The 19,073-nt window shown below is 72.0% G+C and carries 17 protein-coding genes; 16 read left to right on the top strand and 1 reads right to left on the bottom strand.

What is annotated here, in order from left to right:
• Positions 1 to 138: 138 nt before the first annotated feature.
• Positions 139 to 1,407, bottom strand: a complete 1,269-nt coding sequence (locus ACWCQS_RS33805; RefSeq protein WP_451007992.1) for a S53 family peptidase — start codon at positions 1,405 to 1,407, stop codon at positions 139 to 141.
• A gap of 622 nt (positions 1,408 to 2,029) precedes the next feature.
• Between ACWCQS_RS33805 and ACWCQS_RS33810 the strand changes: the two genes are divergently transcribed.
• The 16 genes from ACWCQS_RS33810 (at position 2,030) to ACWCQS_RS33885 (ending at position 19,071) form a co-directional block, all read left to right on the top strand.
• Positions 2,030 to 2,362, top strand: a complete 333-nt coding sequence (locus tag ACWCQS_RS33810) for a hypothetical protein (protein ID WP_451007993.1) — start codon at positions 2,030 to 2,032, stop codon at positions 2,360 to 2,362.
• Between the two features lie 913 nt (positions 2,363 to 3,275).
• On the top strand, positions 3,276 to 3,800 hold the full coding sequence (locus ACWCQS_RS33815; RefSeq protein WP_451007994.1) for a DUF2617 family protein: 525 nt from the start codon (positions 3,276 to 3,278) through the stop codon (positions 3,798 to 3,800).
• A 99-nt stretch (positions 3,801 to 3,899) separates the two neighbouring features.
• Positions 3,900 to 5,537: a polyamine aminopropyltransferase gene (locus ACWCQS_RS33820; RefSeq protein ID WP_451007995.1), complete on the top strand. Its 1,638-nt coding sequence runs from the start codon at positions 3,900 to 3,902 to the stop codon at positions 5,535 to 5,537.
• Between the two features lie 54 nt (positions 5,538 to 5,591).
• Positions 5,592 to 6,365 carry an SRPBCC domain-containing protein gene (locus ACWCQS_RS33825; protein WP_451007996.1) on the top strand — a complete coding sequence of 258 codons (774 nt, stop codon included), beginning with the start codon at positions 5,592 to 5,594 and terminating at the stop codon, positions 6,363 to 6,365.
• Positions 6,366 to 6,404: 39 nt separating this feature from the next.
• A complete protein-coding gene (locus tag ACWCQS_RS33830) occupies positions 6,405 to 7,193 on the top strand; it encodes an aldose epimerase family protein (RefSeq protein ID WP_451007997.1) in 789 nt (262 codons plus the stop codon).
• Between the two features lie 10 nt (positions 7,194 to 7,203).
• On the top strand, positions 7,204 to 7,752 hold the full coding sequence (pyrE, locus tag ACWCQS_RS33835; RefSeq protein ID WP_451007998.1) for an orotate phosphoribosyltransferase: 549 nt from the start codon (positions 7,204 to 7,206) through the stop codon (positions 7,750 to 7,752).
• Between the two features lie 144 nt (positions 7,753 to 7,896).
• On the top strand, positions 7,897 to 8,919 hold the full coding sequence (gene fbaA, locus ACWCQS_RS33840) for a class II fructose-bisphosphate aldolase (RefSeq protein ID WP_451007999.1): 1,023 nt from the start codon (positions 7,897 to 7,899) through the stop codon (positions 8,917 to 8,919).
• A gap of 71 nt (positions 8,920 to 8,990) precedes the next feature.
• On the top strand, positions 8,991 to 10,445 hold the full coding sequence (locus tag ACWCQS_RS33845) for an MFS transporter (RefSeq protein WP_451008000.1): 1,455 nt from the start codon (positions 8,991 to 8,993) through the stop codon (positions 10,443 to 10,445).
• Between the two features lie 70 nt (positions 10,446 to 10,515).
• The gene (locus ACWCQS_RS33850) at positions 10,516 to 10,929 is read left to right on the top strand and encodes a DUF3151 domain-containing protein (RefSeq protein ID WP_451008001.1); all 414 of its coding nucleotides are present in this window, start codon (positions 10,516 to 10,518) and stop codon (positions 10,927 to 10,929) included.
• Positions 10,930 to 11,077: 148 nt separating this feature from the next.
• A complete protein-coding gene (locus ACWCQS_RS33855; RefSeq protein ID WP_388623392.1) occupies positions 11,078 to 11,926 on the top strand; it encodes a tryptophan 2,3-dioxygenase family protein in 849 nt (282 codons plus the stop codon).
• Positions 11,919 to 13,103, top strand: a complete 1,185-nt coding sequence (gene kynU / locus ACWCQS_RS33860; protein WP_451008002.1) for a kynureninase — start codon at positions 11,919 to 11,921, stop codon at positions 13,101 to 13,103. The genes ACWCQS_RS33855 and kynU overlap by 8 nt, the downstream gene beginning before the upstream one ends.
• Positions 13,104 to 13,326: 223 nt before the next feature.
• Positions 13,327 to 14,226 (top strand): alpha/beta hydrolase, encoded by a 900-nt coding sequence (locus ACWCQS_RS33865; RefSeq protein ID WP_451008003.1) that lies wholly within the window; start codon positions 13,327 to 13,329, stop codon positions 14,224 to 14,226.
• A gap of 170 nt (positions 14,227 to 14,396) precedes the next feature.
• Complete coding sequence (locus tag ACWCQS_RS33870; RefSeq protein WP_451008004.1) at positions 14,397 to 15,608, top strand: alpha/beta hydrolase; 1,212 nt, start codon at positions 14,397 to 14,399, stop codon at positions 15,606 to 15,608.
• Complete coding sequence (locus tag ACWCQS_RS33875; protein WP_451008005.1) at positions 15,601 to 16,887, top strand: acyltransferase family protein; 1,287 nt, start codon at positions 15,601 to 15,603, stop codon at positions 16,885 to 16,887. Before ACWCQS_RS33870 ends, ACWCQS_RS33875 begins: the two co-directional genes overlap by 8 nt.
• Positions 16,880 to 18,394, top strand: a complete 1,515-nt coding sequence (locus ACWCQS_RS33880) for a sensor histidine kinase (RefSeq protein ID WP_451008006.1) — start codon at positions 16,880 to 16,882, stop codon at positions 18,392 to 18,394. The genes ACWCQS_RS33875 and ACWCQS_RS33880 overlap by 8 nt, the downstream gene beginning before the upstream one ends.
• Positions 18,391 to 19,071, top strand: coding sequence for a response regulator (locus ACWCQS_RS33885; RefSeq protein ID WP_451008007.1), 681 nt, complete (start codon positions 18,391 to 18,393; stop codon positions 19,069 to 19,071). The genes ACWCQS_RS33880 and ACWCQS_RS33885 overlap by 4 nt, the downstream gene beginning before the upstream one ends.
• The last annotated feature ends 2 nt before the right edge of the window (positions 19,072 to 19,073 follow it).

Below are 19,073 nucleotides of genomic sequence, written 5' to 3' on the forward strand. Positions count from 1 at the left end.
TGCTGTACTTCGCTGCAGTACTGCGATGGCTCCAGGATCCGTTGATCGGACCATACTCGAGCCACCATGAGGCGAGCCGATGTGCGCGTCGGAGCGCAAGCCGCGATGTGAACGGGCGCACGGCCTGCGATGCCCTGGCTAGTTCCACCTAGGGGCTCGCAGTCCACGGACGCCGTTGGGAGTGCCGATGCCGGTGGGCGGGTCGTATCCCCGGACCGCGCAGAAGACGCCAGCGCAGCCGGTGACGATGTCATGGAAGTGCTTGGGTCGCGCATAAGGGAAGGAGTTGGGGAAGGTACCCGGGGTGGGTGGACCGGCCAAGGCATACATTGCCGTGATCAGCGGAGCGGCGAGGCTGGTGCCACCGAAGACCGCCCAGCCATTGCACTCGGGCCCGGGGACGCCGGTGCAGTACACGGCCAGGCCGGTGGCAGGATCCGCGACTGCGGAGACATCGGCAGTGGTGCGGTTGTTGGGACAGAAGGAGTCCTGCTGGAAGGGCGGCTTGGCTTCGAAGGCAGAGCAACCGTTTCCGGCGTCACTCCAGGCGCTTTCGGTCCAGCCCCGCCGATTGGCCGCGCGTGTCAGATTGGTACCGCCCACCGAGGTGACGTAGGGAGAGGCGGAAGGCCAGAGGGTCACGCCACCTGTGTCGCCCGAGCTGACGGAGAAGGCGACGCCGGGATGGCGGAAGTGATAGTCCAACGCCACCTCGCCCGGTGACTCCGGAGCCCCCCAGCTGTTGGAGATGTACTCCGCGCCTTGGGCAACGGCCTGGTCGACCGCGGCGAGCAAGTTGGCGGTCTGGCTGTTGTCGGCTTCGACCACCAGGATCCTGCACTCTGAGCAGGCCGCGCTGACCGCGTCCACGTCCAGGGACTCTTCCCCAGCCCAGCCGGGGTCGGTGGCCGAAGGAGGCGTGGTCCCACCGAGCTGGTTGATCACACGCAGGCATCCGTTTGCTTTGGTGCACAGTGGCAGGTGGAACTGACGGCGGTAGACGGCCAGATCACTCTCCAGCTTCGGGTCGTGAAAGGCGATGGTGATGGCGACCGTCCTCCGCCTTTCGCCGCCGCGGTGTTCGTCCGGTCTGCCAGTTAGTTCATAAGCGCTGCGAATATCCTTCGGCCCGTAGCCTGGCGGTTGCTGGCCCCGTTTGAGGACCCGAATCGCGGGTAGATCAGTACGCCGCTTGGAAAGGCAGAACGCCCGGTTGGGATTGTGCGTGTCCGGGCAGAGACGCACGGACGTCTCACTTCGGACTTCTCCCGCATCGGCCGCCATCCGCGTCAGCGGATGTCCGTCAGTGGTGGGCGAGGTGCTTGCCTGGGCTGTCACGGTACCGGCGAGCATAGTCGCCAGGCCCAAAACGGCAGCGGCCGTAAATCTGAAGACGCGCAAGCGCATGACCCTCCTTCAGGGAAGCAAGCAGATCTTTTCCGGCGCCACAGTGGTCTCGGACATGCCTGACTCGGGATGATCGACACGCAAACGCACGACGGATGGCCTAGCATTTCCGCTCCATTGCGCTCCCTTGATCGTCCGCGCGTGAGGCGACAGCGCTCGTGCACGAGTAGGCGTAGGGCGGCGGAGCGGGTTTGGCCGGTGGCCTGCCCGGTCTGGGGTCGAGTATGACCAGGGGGCCGTACGCTGGTTGGCAACTCGGGCAGGCTTTGGACCTGCCCGCAATGTGCACGAGTGGCCCCCTGGTCTTGCTCGATGAGGTAGAGAAACCTGTAACCGGGGCTGCGCACCTGTTCGCGCTGTCGAGGGTCCATATCGAGACCCGCGGCGGTCGATGAACGTCGCCGCCTTGCAGCGTGCCCGAGAGGAAGATCACGGCCCACAGACGGCCCAGTGAGACCTCGAAGGCCCCTGACCTGCCCGTCTGTGCAGGTCAGGGGTGTTTTCCGTGTGTTGACTCTCAGAAGTTCCTCAACTCTGCTTTGCGCCCCGGGACGGCCGGGCATCTGCCGGGCACCGCGGCCCACGGGGGGCCGCATCGGGGGAACGAAAGGAGGGTGACGCCATGGTCGTGGGCATCATCTTCATCCTGGTCGTGGCCGCGTTCGTGACCGTCACGGCGCTGGCGGGCGCGCGGACCGGGAACCGGCAGCGCAAGGTGTCGCTCGGCAAGGGCGGCCGCTGCAGGTCGCGGTCGTACCGCTCATCGTCCTCTTCCTCGTCCTCGGGGTACGACGACAGCCGTAGCTGGTGGGCGGGCAGTGCCGACTCCGGATCGTCTGGCGGGCACCACGGGGGCCACCACGGCGGTCACTCCTGCGGGGGCCACTCCTCCTGCGGCGGCTCGTCCTGCGGCGGGGGTTCGTCGTGCGGCGGCGGATGCGGTGGAGGCAGCTGACACGGGGCAGCCGAGCTCCCGGGGGAACCGCATCCGGCCCGCCCTCGAGCACCCGCCGACCGAAACGGCCGACGGGCGCCCGCCGTTGACGTCTCCAGTGCCGGTCGCCCGCCGGGCGAAACCAGCCGCCCGGCGCCCGCGGCGCCCGTCTCGGCGCCCGGCATCCGCCTTTGACGTGTCGTGCGTCCGGTGTCCGCCGACTGAAACAGCCGATGGGCGCCCCAGTTGACGTCTCCCGCAGCCAGGCGCCCGCCGGGCGAAACCAGTTGCTCGGCGCCCGTGGCACACACGTGTCCTGCACCCGGCGCCCGCAGTTGACGTCTCCCGCGGCCAGGCGCCCGCCGGGCGAGACCAGCTGCCCGACGCCCGTGGTGCACGTGTCCCGCGCTCCGGTGCTCGCCGTTGAGGTCTCCACGCCAGCCGTGCACGTGTCCCGCGCCCGGCGTCCGTCGTTGAGGTCTCCACGCCAGCCGTGCACGTGTCCCGCGCCCGGCGTCCGTCGTTGACGTCTCCGCGCTTGCTGTTCATGTGTCCCGCGCCCGGCGTCCGCCGTTCCCGTCTCCACGCCAGCCGTGCACGTGTCCCGCGCCCGGCGTCCGTCGTTGACGTCTCCACGCCAGCCGTGCACGTGTCCCGCGCCCCGCGTCCGTCGTTGACGTCTCCGCGCCCCGCGCTCGCCGTTCGGTTGCCGCGCCAGGCGTGCGCCATGGTTGAACAGTTGAGCAAAGGAGCCCTCTGATGGATGGAAACCCGGCGAAGTTGGGTAAAAACACTGTGGGGGCGCCTCTGTTCATGATTCCCTCTAAATCGCCAACGCAGCCCCTCGGACGTCCCTGAGACTCCCCAACCCGGCCGAGCCGGCTGGGCTGACATGGCCGATCTCGCCCTCATCGCGTGCTAGCGGAGCCGATCCATGCTCACGACCCTGAACACCTCCTACACCGATACGCGCGCTGCCGACCTAGCCTGGGCCCTGGGACGCGAGCCGCTGCCGGCCCTGGCCACCCTCGACCTCGAACTCACCGGAGCCAAGCTCCAGTTGAGACTGCTCGGCGCGTCCCACCAGGTGCTGCTGGACGAGGAGCGCGGCCGCTGTTCGGAGACCGTCGCCTGCATCCCGGGCTCCAGCACCCCGCTGCCGCTCGGCGTCGCCAAGCGCGTCGGCGACTGGGAGTACGAGTTCGCCGCGCGCGTCGAGGTGCTCACCCCCGGCTCGTTCGCCGGCCGCGCGCAGGAGTTGCTGGCCCTGGTCTCCGACCATCCGCAGGGCCTCGCCGGCGTCTTCCCGGGCAGCCCGCACGCCTTCACCGCGATGCTGGCCCAGCGCCACGAGGGCCAGGTGCACTGGCGCACCTGGCACGCCTACCCGCAGGACGGGCAGCTCGTGGCCACCCGGACCCGGGTCGGCGTGCGGGTGCCGACCGCACAGCTGAGCTGAATACGCCCGCGCGCAGATAAACCCACCAGACCTCAACTGCCCCCAGATCCACACGTGTGGGTGACGAAGCGTGCCGCGCGTGTGACGTAACGTCGCAGAGTGATCGAACCGCACGCCCCCGCGCCCCCGGGCTGCCCGCCGCCCTGGACAGCCCCCGCCCGGCTGCCCGTCCGGCCCGGCACCGGGCGGTTCCTGGTCCTCGTGTGCGTCTTCGTCTGCGCCGCCTGCGGACTCGTGTACGAGCTGGAACTCGTCGCGTTCGCCTCGTACTTGATGGGCGACTCGGTCACCCAGGCCTCCGTCGTGCTGTCCGTGATGGTGTTCGCGATGGGCGTCGGCTCCCTCGCCGCCAAGCGGCTGCGCTGGCACGCGGCAGCCGGGTTCGGCGCGATCGAGACCGTCCTCGCGCTGGTCGGCGGGTGCAGCGCGATGGCGCTGTACGCCGTCTTCGCCTGGACCGGCGGCTGGGGCGGGATGTGGGCCGAGGGACCGCGCTGCCTGCTGGTCGCCTTCTCCCTCGCCATCGGCCTGCTCATCGGCGCCGAGGTCCCGCTGCTGATGGAGCTGATCCAGCGCATCCGCCACCAGGACGCGGGCGGCGCGGTGGCCGACCTGTTCGCGGCGGACTACGTCGGCGCGCTGGTCGGCGGCCTCGCCTTCCCCTTCCTTCTCCTGCCCGTCCTGGGTCAGTTGACGGGCGCGCTGCTCACCGGCACGGTCAACGTCGTGGCCGGCGGCGCCCTGGTCCTCGGCCTCTTCCGCCGCGATCTGACCCGCCGGGCCCGCTGGACCCTGCTCCTCGTCGGCCTCGCCGTTCTCGGCGTTCTCGCCTCCGCGGCGGCCCTCGCCGACGAGTTCGAACGCGCCGCCCGGCACGCCGTCTACGGCACGGACGTCCGGGTCGCCGAACAGACCGACGTCCAGGAGGTCGTCCTCGCCGGCGGCACCGACGGCAAGCCCCTCGACCTCTTCCTGGACGGCCGGCTCCGCGTCGGCGGCCGGGACGAACGCCGCTACCACGAGGCCCTCGTCCACCCGGCCCTGTCCGGCGGCCCGCACGCGCGCGTGCTGATCCTCGGCGGCGGCGACGGCCTGGCCGCCCGCGAGGCGCTGCGGCACGGCGGAGTGCGCCGCGTCGACGTCGTAGAACTCGACGCGGGTCTGCTCCGCCTGGCCCGCCACGACCCCGGCCTCGCCGCCGCCAACCAGCACGTCTACGCCGACCCCCGCGTCCACACCACCACCGCCGACGCCCTCGGCTGGCTGCGCGGCGCGCCCCCCTCCCGGTACGACGTGGTGATCGCCGACCTCCCCGACCCCTGCATCACCGCCAGCACCAAGCTGTACTCCCAGGAGTTCTACGGTCTGGCCCGCCGCGTCCTCGCCCCCGGCGGCCGGCTCGTCGTCCACGCCGGGTCCGTCACCACCCGCCCCCGTGTCTTCTGGACGGTCGCCGCGACCCTGCGCGCCGCCGGCTTCGCCGTCTCCTCCTACCGCGTCCTCGGCCACGACACCGGCTTCCCGGCCGGCCCCGACCGCTCGGCGGGCGCGTCCGGCGCCCCGCACGACTGGGGGTTCCTGCTGGCGAGACCGGCATCCACTCCACCACCGCTGCGACTGACCAGCGGGCCGCCGCACACCCTGACGCAGACGGACCTGACGGCGGACGCGCGGGCGGTGGAACGGACCCGGATCGGCGGGCTGCCCGCGTCGACGCTGGTGCATCCGCGGTACTGACGAGCCGGTCAGGTGAGGGTGAATTCCGGTCACAGCTGGGTAGGCTCACCGGACATGGAGCACCAGGTCTTCGTCCCGGTCGGGCTCGAACCGCTCAGAGCCGCCCTCGCCGACCCCGCGCGCATCGCCCGCGCGATCCCCGGCCTGCAACAGGACGCCGGTGCCGAACCCGTCACCGGACGCCTGAAGCTCCGCGTCCAGGGACACTCCGTCACCTACCGGGGTACGGCCCGGGTGGTCGCCCACGACGACGGCACGTACGCCGTCGAGGCCGACGCCACCGAGGCCCGCGGCACCGGCGCCGTGAAACTCGCCCTCACCCTGCGCCTCGCGGAGGCCGAGGGCGGTACGACGGTCACGGTCGAGGGTACGGCGAACGCGGACGGCCGTATCGCGGAGCTGCCACCGGACGCGGTGCACGCGGCGGCGACCCGCCTGCTGAACCGTTTCGTGGAGAACCTGGCGACGGTGGAGCCCCCGGTGGCCTCGGAGGAGGGGGAGGAACAGGCGCCGGAGCCCGAGGCCGAGCACACCTCGGTCTTCGAGACCGAGGTCCCGCCACCGTCCCTGGACCCGGCGGCCGACCGCCTCGCCGAGGACTTCGCCGACACCGGCGAGCCCCCCGCCGAGGCCGCTCACGCCCGCCGCACGATGATCGGCCGCAGCGCGGAGGAGGTCGACCACGCGCCGCCCCGGGGCCGTTATGCACCGGTTCCGGCACCCCAGACGGTCACGGCGACATCGGCACTGCGCTGGGCGGCGCCGGCGGCGGCCCTGGTGGTGGCGTCGGCGATCGTCGTGAGCAGGGCACTGCGCAAACGCCGCTGAGCGCGATGAACCCCGATCTTCCCCAAGTACTGTCTTCCCGTGAGTAACGAAGACATCACGCTGACCGCAGGCAACGCGGAAGTACGCCTCAGCCCCAGCAACGGCGGCCGTATCAGCAGCCTCAAGGTCAACGCCCTGGAACTGCTGAGGCAAGGGCCCCGCTACGGCTGCTTCCCCATGGTGCCCTGGTGCGGCCGTACCCGCGACGGCCGCTTCCTGGACGGCGGCACCGTCCGCCAGATGCCGCTCAACTCCCCGCCCCACGCCATCCACGGCACCACCCGCGACGGCGCCTGGCGCACCGCGCGCGTCGCGGAGAACGAGGCGGTGATCACGTACGACCTGGTCGACCCCTGGCCGCACCCCGGCCGCGTCACCCATGTCGTCACGCTCGCCGAGGACGGCCTGACGCTGACGATGTCGGTGGAGGCGCGGGACGACTCCTTCCCGGCGCAGATCGGCTGGCACCCCTGGTTCAACCGGAACCTCGGGCGCGAAGACGTGACGGTCGACTTCAAGCCCGCCTGGCAGGAGGAGCGCGGGGACGACCATCTGCCCACCGGCAACCGGATCGACCCCAGGCCCGGCCCCTGGGACGACTGCTTCGGCATGCCCGGCGGCGTCGACGTCACCCTCACCTGGCCGGGGCAGCTGGAGCTGAAGGTGACCAGCCGCGAGGAGTGGGTGGTCCTCTACGACGAGCAGGCCGAGGCCGTGTGCGTGGAGCCGCAGACCGGCCCGCCCAACGGCCTGAACACCCTCCCGCGCCTGGTCACCCCGCTGGAGCCGCTGGAGGCGACGACGACCTGGAGCTGGCGGCGCCTTTAAGCTGGTCGGCATGACGGACGTACGTGGCGCGCTGCTGCAGCAGATCAAGGACAAGGCCGTGGTGCACGGCAAGGTGACCCTCTCCTCGGGTCTTGAGGCCGACTACTACGTCGACCTGCGCCGCATCACCCTCGACGGCGAGGCCGCCCCGCTGGTCGGCCAGGTGCTCCTGGACCTGACGGCCGACCTGGAGTTCGACGCGGTGGGCGGCCTGACCATGGGTGCCGACCCGGTGGCGGCCGCCATGCTGCACGCCGCCGCCGCGCGCGGGCAGCGGCTGGACGCGTTCGTCGTACGGAAGGCGGCGAAGGCGCACGGGATGCAGCGGCGCGTCGAGGGCCCGGACATCAAGGGCCGCCGGGTGCTGGTCGTGGAGGACACCTCCACCACCGGCGGCTCCCCGCTCACCGCCGTCGAGGCCGTGCGCGAGGCTGGTGCCGAGGTCGTCGCCGTAGCGACCATCGTGGACCGCGCGACCGGCGCCGCCGAGAAGATCGAGGCCGGCGCGGGCGTTCCGTACCGGTTCGCCTTCTCGAAGGATGAACTGGGTCTGGACTGACGACGCGGATTGACCTGGACTTGACCGGCGCATGGACCATCGGTCCATGTCTGGAAAGATGGGGACGACGACGGCGTCGAAACCCTCAGGTCTAGGTCAGGGCCGTAACGCACAACCCCAACCCGCAACACAAGGAGCGGACAGATGCCCATCGCAACCCCCGAGGTCTACAACGAGATGCTCGACCGGGCGAAGGCAGGCAAGTTCGCCTACCCGGCCATCAACGTCACCTCGAGCCAGACCCTGAACGCGGCGCTGCGCGGCTTCGCGGAGGCGGAGAGCGACGGCATCGTCCAGATCTCGACCGGTGGTGCCGAGTTCCTCGGCGGCCAGTACAGCAAGGACATGGTCACCGGCGCGGTCGCGCTCGCCGAGTACGCGCACATCCTCGCCGAGAAGTACCCGGTCAACATCGCGCTGCACACCGACCACTGCCCGAAGGACAAGCTCGACGGGTACGTACGTCCGCTGATCGCGATCTCCGAGGAGCGCGTGAAGGCCGGCCGGAACCCGCTGTTCCAGTCCCACATGTGGGACGGCTCCGCCGAGACCCTGGCCGACAACCTGGAGATCGCCCAGGAGCTGCTGGAGCGCACCCGCGCCGCCAAGATCATCCTTGAGGTCGAGATCACCCCGACCGGCGGCGAGGAGGACGGCGTCTCCCACGAGATCAACGACTCCCTGTACACCACGGTCGAGGACGCGATCCGCACCGCCGAGGCCCTCGGCCTGGGCGAGAAGGGCCGCTACCTGCTCGCCGCCTCCTTCGGCAACGTCCACGGCGTGTACAAGCCGGGCAACGTCGTGCTCCGCCCCGACCTGCTGAAGGAGCTGAACGACGGCGTCGCCGCCAAGTTCGGCAAGGCGTCCCCCTTCGACTTCGTGTTCCACGGCGGCTCCGGCTCCACCGAGCAGGAGATCCTGACCGCGCTGGACAACGGCGTCGTGAAGATGAACCTCGACACGGACACCCAGTACGCCTTCACCCGTCCGGTCGCCGCGCACATGTTCCAGAACTACGACGGCGTCCTGAAGGTCGACGGCGAGGTCGGCAACAAGAAGGCCTACGACCCGCGCACCTGGGGCAAGCTGGCCGAGGCGAGCATGGCCGCGCGTGTCGTCGAGGCCACGCAGAACCTGCGCTCGGCGGGCAACAAGATCAAGTAAGCGGTACGTCCGCTCTCCCGCGGCGCGCCCGGCGGCTGTTCTCGGCCGCCGGGCCGCTGTATACCTGGGGCATGCCCGACGTCCGGCTGGCCTCGCCCCAGGGCAAGTGGATCCTGCTCACCACGGTCCTCGGCTCCAGCATGGCGCTGCTGGACTCGACCGTCGTCAACGTGGCGCTTCCGCGCATCGGCCAGGACCTGGGCGCGAGCCTGGCCGCCCTGCAATGGACGGTCAACGCGTACATGGTCACGCTGGCCGGGCTGATCCTGCTGGGCGGCTCGCTGGGCGACCACTACGGCCGGCGGAAGATCTTCGTGCTGGGCGTGGTGTGGTTCGCGGTGGCGTCGCTGCTGTGCGGCCTGGCGCCGAACCCGGTCATGCTGATCGCCGCGCGGGCCCTGCAGGGCATCGGCGGCGCGCTCCTGACCCCCGGCTCCCTGGCGATCATCCAGTCGTCCTTTCACCGCGACGACCGCAGCCGGGCTGTCGGCCTCTGGTCCGGTTTCGGCGGGATCGGCGCGGCGGTCGGACCGTTCCTCGGCGGCTGGCTGGTGGCCGGCCCCGGCTGGCGCTGGGTGTTCCTGCTGAACGTCCCGCTGGCCCTGCTGTGCGTACCGGTGGCCCTGCGGCACGTCCCCGAGTCGAGGGACGCCGGCAAGCACGCCCGCTTCGACGTCCTCGGCGCGGCACTGGGCGCCCTGGCCCTGGCCCTGCTGACGTACGCGCTGATCGAGGCGAAGGCGGGCTCCCTGGTGGTGACGCTGACCGGGGTGGCCGGTGTGGTCGCGGCGGTGGCCTTCGTACAGGTGGAGCGGCACCGCCCGGACCCGATGCTCCCGCCGGACATCTTCGCCTCACGCCAGTTCACGGCGGTCAATCTGGTCACCCTGTGCGTGTACGCGGCCTTCGGCGGCTTCTTCTTCCTCACCGCGCTCCAACTGCAGGTGGTCTCGGGCTACTCACCCCTGCAAGCCGGTACGGCCCTGCTGCCGACCACGGCCCTGATGCTTCTGTTCTCCGCCCACTCGGGCGCCCTGGCGGACCGCACGGGCCCGCGCCTGCCGCTGACGGTCGGCCCGCTGCTCTGCGCGGCGGCCATGCTGCTGATGCTGCGGGTGGGGAAGGGCGCCGACTATCTGACGGACGTGCTGCCGGCCCTGCTGGTCATGGGCGCGGGCATGGTGACCCTCGTAGCCCCCTTGACGGCGACCGTCCTAGCCTCCGTGGACACCGCCCGGGCCGGCCTGGCCAGCGGCATCAACAACGCGGCGGCCAGGGCGGCGGGCCTGATCGCGGTCGCCGCGCTGCCGCTGCTCGCGGGGATGGGCCCGGAGGCGTACCGGTCGCCCACGGCGTTCGACGCGGCGTTCGATCGCGCGATGCCGATCTGCGCTGGGGTGCTGGTGGCCGGCTCGCTCCTGGCCTTCGCCCTGGTCCGCCGCCCGGCTCCGGAGTGCCGACACCCCGAGTGCCATGTACACGGGTGCGTCACGGCCCCGCCGTTGGAGGGGGAGCGGCGTACCTAGACGGCGGTCCGGCAGCGCGGGGCACATGCCACCAGCACAGGAATCCGTGAGGTGGGCCAGACTGGACCCCATGACGATTCACGAAAACCTTCTCGGCGGTCCGCCCCCCACCCATCTGCCCGACGACCCCGAGCCCCGCGAGCAGCTCGCGGCCGGCACCGCGCCCGCGGCCGTCGCCGCCAAGTACCCCACCTCCTCCCTCGCCTGGGCCCAGCTGGCCGACGAGGCGTTCGAGCGCGGCGCGGTCGTGGAGTCGTACGCCTATGCCCGTACCGGCTACCACCGCGGCCTGGACGCCCTGCGCCGCAACGGCTGGAAGGGCCACGGCCCGGTCCCCTGGGAGCACGAGCCGAACCGCGGCTTCCTGCGCGCCCTGCACGCCCTCGCCCGCGCCGCGCAGGCGATCGGCGAGCAGGGGGAGTACGAGCGCTGCTCGCAGTTCCTGAAGGACTCCTCCCCGACGGCGGCCCAGACCCTCGGCTAGCCGCGCGGCACCGGTGTGGCCCGTCTGGCAACGGACGGGCCTTGCCGTATCGGGGGCCCATTGCGGAGGATGCCGGGTGGGGACCGGGGCCCCCGTGCCGGCATCGGCAGGGGCGGACCGCTACCCGGAGCTATAACAGGAGACAGCGATGTCCCAACCGGCTCAGCAGTCCTTGGAGACTCAGGAGCCCGAGACTCCGCATCTCGATTTCGCGGGCACGACGCCGTACGAGGACTACGTCAGGGCGGACGTGCTCACCCACCTCCAGCACACCCTCTCCGACGATCCCGGAGAGATGGTCTTCCTGGTCACGACCCAGGTCATGGAGCTGTGGTTCACCGTCATCGTTCATGAGTGGGAGACGGCCGCGGCCGCCCTGCGCGGCGACGACGTACCGACCGCGATCGCCGCGCTGAAGCGTTCCGTACGGGAACTGGAGGCCCTCAACGCCTCCTGGAAGCCCCTCGGCCAGCTCACCCCGGCGCAGTTCAACTCGTACCGCTCCGCCCTCGGCGAGGGCTCCGGCTTCCAGTCGGCGATGTACCGGCGCCTGGAGTTCCTGCTCGGCGAGAAGTCCGCGTCCATGCTCGTACCGCACCGCGGCGCCCCCCGCGCGCACGCGGAGCTGGAGAAGGCGCTGCACGAGCCGAGCCTGTACGACGAGGTGCTGCGGCTGCTGGCCCGGCGCGGGCACCCGGTCCCCGGGTCCGTCCTGCACCGGGACGTCTCGCAGCGCTACGAGCCCTCCGACGCGGTCGAGCAGGCCTGGACGGCGATCTACTCCGGCGACGAGGACGCCGAACTGGCCCGGCTGGGCGAGGCGTTGACCGACGTGGCCGAACTGGTCTGGCGCTGGCGCAACGACCACCTGGTGGCCACCCGCCGCGCGATGGGCGCCAAGCCCGGCACGGGCGGCTCGGCCGGCGTGGCCTGGCTGGAGAAGCGGGCCCGCAAGAACGTGTTCCCGGAGCTGTGGACGGCGAGGTCCCATGTCTGAACTGGCTCTGGAGGCAGAGAAGCTGGACGCGGCGGACGAGCTCGCCCCGCTGCGTTCCCGTTTCGTCCTGGACGATGTGATCTACCTGGACGGCAACTCGCTCGGCGCGCTCCCCGCGAACGTCCCGGACCGGGTGGCCGACGTGGTCCGCCGCCAGTGGGGCGAACTGCGCATCCGCTCCTGGGAGGAGAGTGGCTGGTGGACCGCGCCGGAGCGGATCGGCGACCGGATCGCCCCGCTGGTCGGCGCGGCGGCCGGGCAGATCGTCGTGGGCGACTCCACAAGTGTCAATGTGTTCAAGGCACTTGTGGCCGCCGTACGGATGGCGGACGAGGACCGCACCGAGATCCTGGTGGACGCCACCACCTTCCCCACCGACGGTTACATCGCCGAGTCGGCGGCCCGCCTGACCGGGCGTACCCTGCGGGCGGTGACGCCGGACGAGGTGCCGGGGGAGTTGAGCGGCCGTACGGCGGCGGTCCTCCTCAACCACGTCGACTACCGCACGGGCCGCCTGCACGACCTGCCGTCCCTCACGTCCGCGATCCACGCTGCCGGCGCCCTCGCGGTCTGGGACCTGTGCCACAGCGCGGGCGCGTTGGAGGTGGGCCTGGACGAGCACGGGGTCGACCTGGCGGTCGGCTGCACCTACAAGTACCTGAACGGCGGCCCGGGTTCACCGGCGTACCTGTACGTCCGTCGGGATCTCCAGCCCCGCTTCGACTCCCCGCTGCCCGGCTGGAACTCGCACACCGACCCCTTCGGCATGAGCCCGTCGTACACCGCGGCGCCGGGCGCCCTGCGCGGCCGTGTGGGCACCCCGGACATCCTGTCCATGCTGGCCCTGGAGGCGGCCTTGGACGTCTGGGACGACGTGTCCGTCTCCGCCGTCCGCGCCAAGTCCCTCGCGCTGACGGACTTCTTCCTGCGGTGCGTGCGCGCGTACACCGAGCCGGGGCGGGTGGAGTCCGTGACCCCGGAACGGCCCGAGGAACGCGGCAGCCAGGTCGCCCTGCGCTGCGGTGACGCGGGCGAGGTGATGAAACGCCTGATCGCCCGGGGTGTCGTGGGCGACTTCCGCCACCCCGACGTCCTCCGCTTCGGCTTCACCCCGCTGTACGTCGGCTTCGGCGAGGCGGAGCGGGCGGCGCGGATCCTGGGCGAGGAACTGGCGTAGGGGAGGGGCGGGGCCTGGGGGGCCGTAAGGGGAGGGGCGCCCTCTCCCCAGGCCTCCCAGGCCTCCCGGGCCTTTGCCTACAGAACCGTTTATTCCTCACCCTGCGTGACATCCCCATGTCCCCGCATGTCACCGGCCTGATACGGTCCCGCCAACGGCGAACGAAAATTCCCCACCTGGTCCACCAGGCGCCAAAAAGGTTCCATCGCTGAGAGGTTGGAGCATGCCGGACGACGCCGCAGCAGCCCGCGCCGCCGCCGAAGAGGAGTCGGCCTTCTCGCACCCGCCGGTCGACCCCGACGTCACCTCCGCGTACGGCAGCCATCCCGACCAGGTGATCGACTTCTACGCGCCCCGGACCGCTGCGGACTCCCTGGCCCCGCTGGTCGTGGTCCTGCACGGCGGCGCCTGGCGCGCCCGCTACGACCGCCGCCACATCACTCCCTTCGCGGACTATCTGGCCCGCCGTGGCTTCGCCGTGGCCAACGTCGAGTACCGGCGCGGCGGTGACCTGCTGATCCCCGCGCAGAACAGGGGTGACGGCGGCGACGCCGCTCCTCCGGCCGGCCGCTGGCCCGACACCTTCGACGACATCGCGGCCGCCCTGGACGCGCTGCCCGCCCTGGCCCGGGAGGCGCTCCCGCAGGCCGACCTCCGCCGCACGGTGGTGACGGGCCACTCGGCCGGCGGCCACCTCGCCCTGTGGGCGGCGGCCCGCCACCTCCTGCCCCCGGACAGCGGCTGGCGCACCGACAGCCCGGCTTCCCTGCGGGGTGTCGTGGCTCTGGCCCCGATCGCGGACTTCGAGGTGGCGGAGAAGCTGGACGTCTGCGGCAACGCGAGCCTGCAACTCCTGGGCGGATACGACACCTTCGCCGAGCGCCGCCCCTACGCCGACCCCGTCCTGCTCCTCCCGACGGGCATCGCGACGACGCTCGTCCAGGGCCGTAGGGACCTGGTGGTGCCGCAGGCGGTGGCCGAGTCGTACGCGGACGCGGCGGCGAAGGCCGGCGAGGTGGTGGGCCTGACCCTGCTGGAGGACGTCGGCCACTTCCCGCTCATCGACCCGGCGGCGGACGCGTGCGCGGTGGTGGCGGAGGAGATCGCGCAACTGGCGTGGTAGCAGGGGCGGTACGCCGCCCCACCCCTGCGGGTCGGCCCCGGTCATACCCGTAGTACCTGAGAGCTACCCCGCAGAACAGCTCCCTGGCGGGACGCCGACGACTCCCCCCGATCCATAACTTCCTTGTCAGACAAGCCCGATGGCCGGGCAATCTGAAAGGAAGCCCGCCCATGGGGCACACCCACGAGACCACCCACCCACAGCCACCGACGGCGTTTCCGCCCCACGAGGGCCGCCCGCAGGAACCGACGTACGGTGCCTCCCTCTCCGCGGACCGGCAGCTGCCCACGGGGTCGGACTCCCTGCCCACGACCCCGCAGCCGCCGACGGCGTTTCCGCCCCACGAGGGCCTCCCGCACCCGACGACGAAACTGTCACGGGTGGTGCGGGCGCGAACCCGAATCCCGCCGAAGGCGCCCCGCGCCCGCACCCGAAAGTGGTGCCGCACCCTCCTCGCCGCCCTCCTCGCCGCAGCCATAGCCGCACCCCTCTCCGGCGCCGCACGCCCCCAGATCCCCGCACCGGCACCCGCCACCCTGCCCCCGCTCACGGCGACGACCCTCCAGACGACCTACGCCGCCAACCGAGCCGACGCCACCCGCGCCGCCGACATGGCCGCCGCGCACGGCGACACCCACCGCGCCGCCGCCGACCGCACCCTGGCCGCCCCGTCCCGCCATCTCCTCAGCTTCGACGGCCGAGGCGCCGGCCAAGCCACGGAGGTGCTCGGCGACCTCGCCCACGCCGACGACATCGCCGTTCTGGTGCCCGGCTCGGACACCTCCCTGGACACCTACGCCCGCTTCCACAAGGCGGCCGCGGCCCTGTACGCCGACCTCACCCACCGCGCGCCCCGAGGCACCCGCACCGCGGTCGTCGCCTGGCTCGGCTACGAGACACCGGCCACCGTCAGCACCACGGTGACCACGACGACCCGCGCCAAGGAGGCCGCCCCTCACCTGCGCACCTTCGTACGCCGGCTGAGCGCCGCGACGAAACCGCAGGCGCACCTGTCCCTGCTGTGCCACTCCTACGGCACGGTCGTCTGCGGCCTTGCCGCCCGAGGCCTGGACGCCGACGACATCGTCCTGGTCGGCAGCCCCGGCACCGGCGCCGACTCCGTCGCGGCCCTGCACACCCGCGCAAGGGTCTGGGCGGCCCGCGGCAGCGAGGACTGGATCGCGGATGTGCCGCACGCCAGGACCACCTTCTTCGGCACCACCGTCGGCTTCGGCACCGACCCGGTCTCCCACGCCTTCGGCGCCCGGGTCTTCGACGCGGGCGGCGCCGACCACAGCGGTTACTTCACCCCGGGCTCGGCCTCCCTCGCCAACCTGGCCCGGATCACCCTCGGCGATCCCCCGGAGGCGCCCCATGCCTGACGCAAACACATCCCGCATCCCCCACCCCACGACGGCCTCCGGCACGGCTTCCCCTGCGTCGCGGCTCACTGCGGCCTCCCGCACGATCCCGCCGCAGCCGACCCGCACCCTCCGCCGATCCGCCCGCAACCTCGAAGCCCTCACCCCCGCCTCCCGCGACCGTGCAGTGGACGCCCTGCGAGCCATCGCGATCCTCGGCGTCGTCCTCGGCCACTGGCTGGTGACCGCACTCGTGGCCGGCGACGGCGGCCTGCACACCACGAGCCCGCTGCAGCACATGCCCTGGCTGGCCCCGATCTCCTGGCTGTTCCAGACCCTGGCCGTGTTCTTCCTGGTCGGCGGCCACGTGGCGACCCGAAGCCTCGCCACCGCCCAGGACAGAGGCGGGACCTACGGCTCCTGGCTGCGCGCCCGCCTGACCCGCCTCCTGCGCCCGGTTGCCGCACTCCTGTGCCTGTGGGCGGTGGCCGCCACGGCTCTCCCCCTCACCGGCACCCCGCTCGCCACGATCGAGGCCCTGCTCAAGCTCGCCCTGTCACCGCTGTGGTTCCTGCTGGTCTTCGCCGCCCTGACGGCCGCCACCCCGCTCCTCACCCGCCTCAACCCGCTCTGGCCCCTCGCTGTCGTCCTGCACGTGGACCTGATCCGCTTCGGCCTGCACACCGGCCCGTCCTGGCTCGGCTGGCTGAACCTCCCGGCGGGCTGGCTGGTCCCCTACACCCTGGGCGCGGCCTGGACCCGGGGTGAGCTGGACAGCCGCCGTGCGGCCCGGATCCTGCTCCTCGGCGGTACGGCGGCCACGGCCGTCCTCGTCGGCTGCGCGGGCTACCCGGCGTCCATGGTCGGCGTCCCCGGCGCGAGGATCTCCAACCTCGACCCCCCGACCCTGGCGGCCGTCACCTTCGGCCTGGCCCAGTGCGGTCTCGCGCTCCTCCTGCGCGACCGGCTGCGCCGCGCGATGACCCGCCCGCTGCTCTGGGCGGCGGTGGCCCTGGTCAACCTCTCCGCGATGACGATCTACCTGTGGCATCAGACGGCCATGATGGCCACGACGGCCACGGGCCTCCTGGCCGGCCGGCTGCCCGGCCTGCACACCTCACCGGACTCCGTGCTCTGGGTGCCGTACCGCCTCGCCTGGCTTCCGGTCTTCGCCCTGGCCCTCGCCCTGTGCTGGACGGCCTTCCGCCACCACGAACAGGGCCCTCGCCGCCCGCGAAACCGCAGGTCCCATGTGGTCCGCGGCCATCTGCCCCCAGCGAAGAAACCCCGCAATGCCTAGTGTTGACCTCGTGAAGCCCGCGGCCGCCGACGGTGAGAACCCCCAGGGGACACCCGCACCCGAGAACGCACCCGCCACCGACAGCCCGTCCACCCCCAGGACCACCCTGCGCCGCCTTCGGAGCTGGCTCGGCGAGAACCCGTCGCCGAACTCACCCCCCTTCTCCCGGCACCGCTGGATCCGCCTGCTCACCTACCTGCTCGTCGGCTACCTCGCCCTCGGCATCGCCCTCGGCGGCGGCGAGGACCTGACCAACAGCTACGGCTTCACCACGGCCGTGGCGTTCCTCGGCACGTTCCTCCAGGCCGCCGCCGTCGTCCTGGCCCTCTGGCGGCCGGTGCCCGCCTGGGCCCTGTCCCTGGCCGCCGCCCTCGCCACCGCGCTGCTGGCCCGCCAACAGCTGATGGCACCGCTGCTTCGGCTGCCCAGCCCCGGCTGGCCCTGGGCCACGCCCGTCCTGCTGGCCCACATGGCCGTCCTGGTGCTCCTCGCTCTGCGCGTCCGGTTCCGCGGGACGGTTGCCGCGCTCGTGACGACCGCCCTGGTGACCGCCGTCGTGGAGGGCGGCCTGGGGGCGCAGCGCTACTCCCCGACAGGCACCGTCGCCGTCGGCCTGTTCGCGATCGCCGCCGTCATCGGCGCGGCCCTGCGCAGCCGTAGCGAGGCCCGTAAAGAACTGGTCCAGCAGACGACGATCACCGCCGAGGAACGGGCCCGGCGCACACTCCTGGAGGAGCGCAGCCGTATAGCCCGCGAACTGCACGACGTGGTCGCCCACCACATGTCGGTGATCTCGATCCAGGCCCAGGTGGCCCCCCACCTGGTGGAGAACCCCTCCGAGGAGCTCAAGGAGAACCTCGCCGGCATCCGCAACAACGCCCTGGAGGCCCTGACCGAGCTGCGCCGGGTCCTCGGGGTGCTGCGGTCGGAGGGCCCGGACGACCCGGAGGCCGTCGAGGAGACCCACCGGCTGTCCGCCCCCGGCACCGGCCCGGCCCCCGACGCCCCGCAGCCGAACCTCGCCCGCCTGGACGCCCTGATGGAGAACACCAGGGCGGCCGGCCTGGACGTGGTCAAGACGGTGGAGGGCGAGCCCCGCGGCTATCCGCCGGGCGTGGAGCTGTCGGCGTACCGGATCGTCCAGGAGGCCCTGAGCAACGTCCTGCGGCACGCCCCGGGCGCGAAGGTCGACGTGGTGGTCGTCCACCACGCCCACGGGATCTGCCTGGACATCACCAACTCCCGGCCCAGCCGTCCGGCCCTGCCGTCCCCGGGCAGCGGGCACGGTCTGCTCGGCATGCGGGAGCGGGCGGCCATGCTGGGCGGGCATGTCGTCGCCACGGGGGAGCGGGGAGGCGGCTTCCGGGTGACCGCGTTCCTGCCGCGTGACGGCACCCCGGTGCCGACCGACCTCGCCCTGCCCGCCGCGTTCCGGCGCCGGCTGCCACCCGGCTCCACACCTGACCCGTACCCGCACGAGCCCCCGACAGGAGAACAGCACCCATGACGAGCGGCGCCGGTCCCATCCGTGTACTCATCGCCGACGACCAGGAGATGGTCCGGCAGGGTTTCAGCGTGCTGCTCGGCGCCCAGCCCGGCATCGAGGTGGTCGGGCAGGCGGTGGACGGTCTGGACGCGATCGTGCGGACCGCCGAACTGGCCCCGGACGTGGTGCTGATGGACATCCGGATGCCCGAGCTCGGCGGCATCGAGGCGACGCGCCGGATCACCGCGGAGCATCCCGCCATCAAGGTGCTGGTGCTGACCACCTTCGACCTGGACGAGTACGTGTACGAGGCGCTGCGGGCCGGGGCCTCCGGTTTTCTGCTCAAGGACGCCTCCGCGGACAAGCTGGCCGAGGCGGTTCGGGTGGTGGCCGCGGGCGACGCGCTCCTCGCGCCCGCTGTCACCCGCCGTCTCATCGCCGAGTTCTCCCGTCTGGACGGCAGCCCCCGGGCCCCGCTCAAGCAGCGCGTCGGGGATCTCACCGAGCGGGAGACGGAGGTGCTGGCCCTGATCGCGCAGGGCCTGTCGAACGCGGAGATCGCCGAGCGGCTGGTCGTCGCCGAGCAGACCGTGAAGACGCACGTGAGCCGGATCCTGGTGAAGCTGGGTCTGCGCGACCGCACCCAGGCGGCGGTCTTCGCCTATGAGTCCGGCGTGGTCCGCCCCGGCGGCCGCTGACA

The sequence above is a fragment of the Streptomyces sp. NPDC002076 genome (assembly GCF_053593835.1).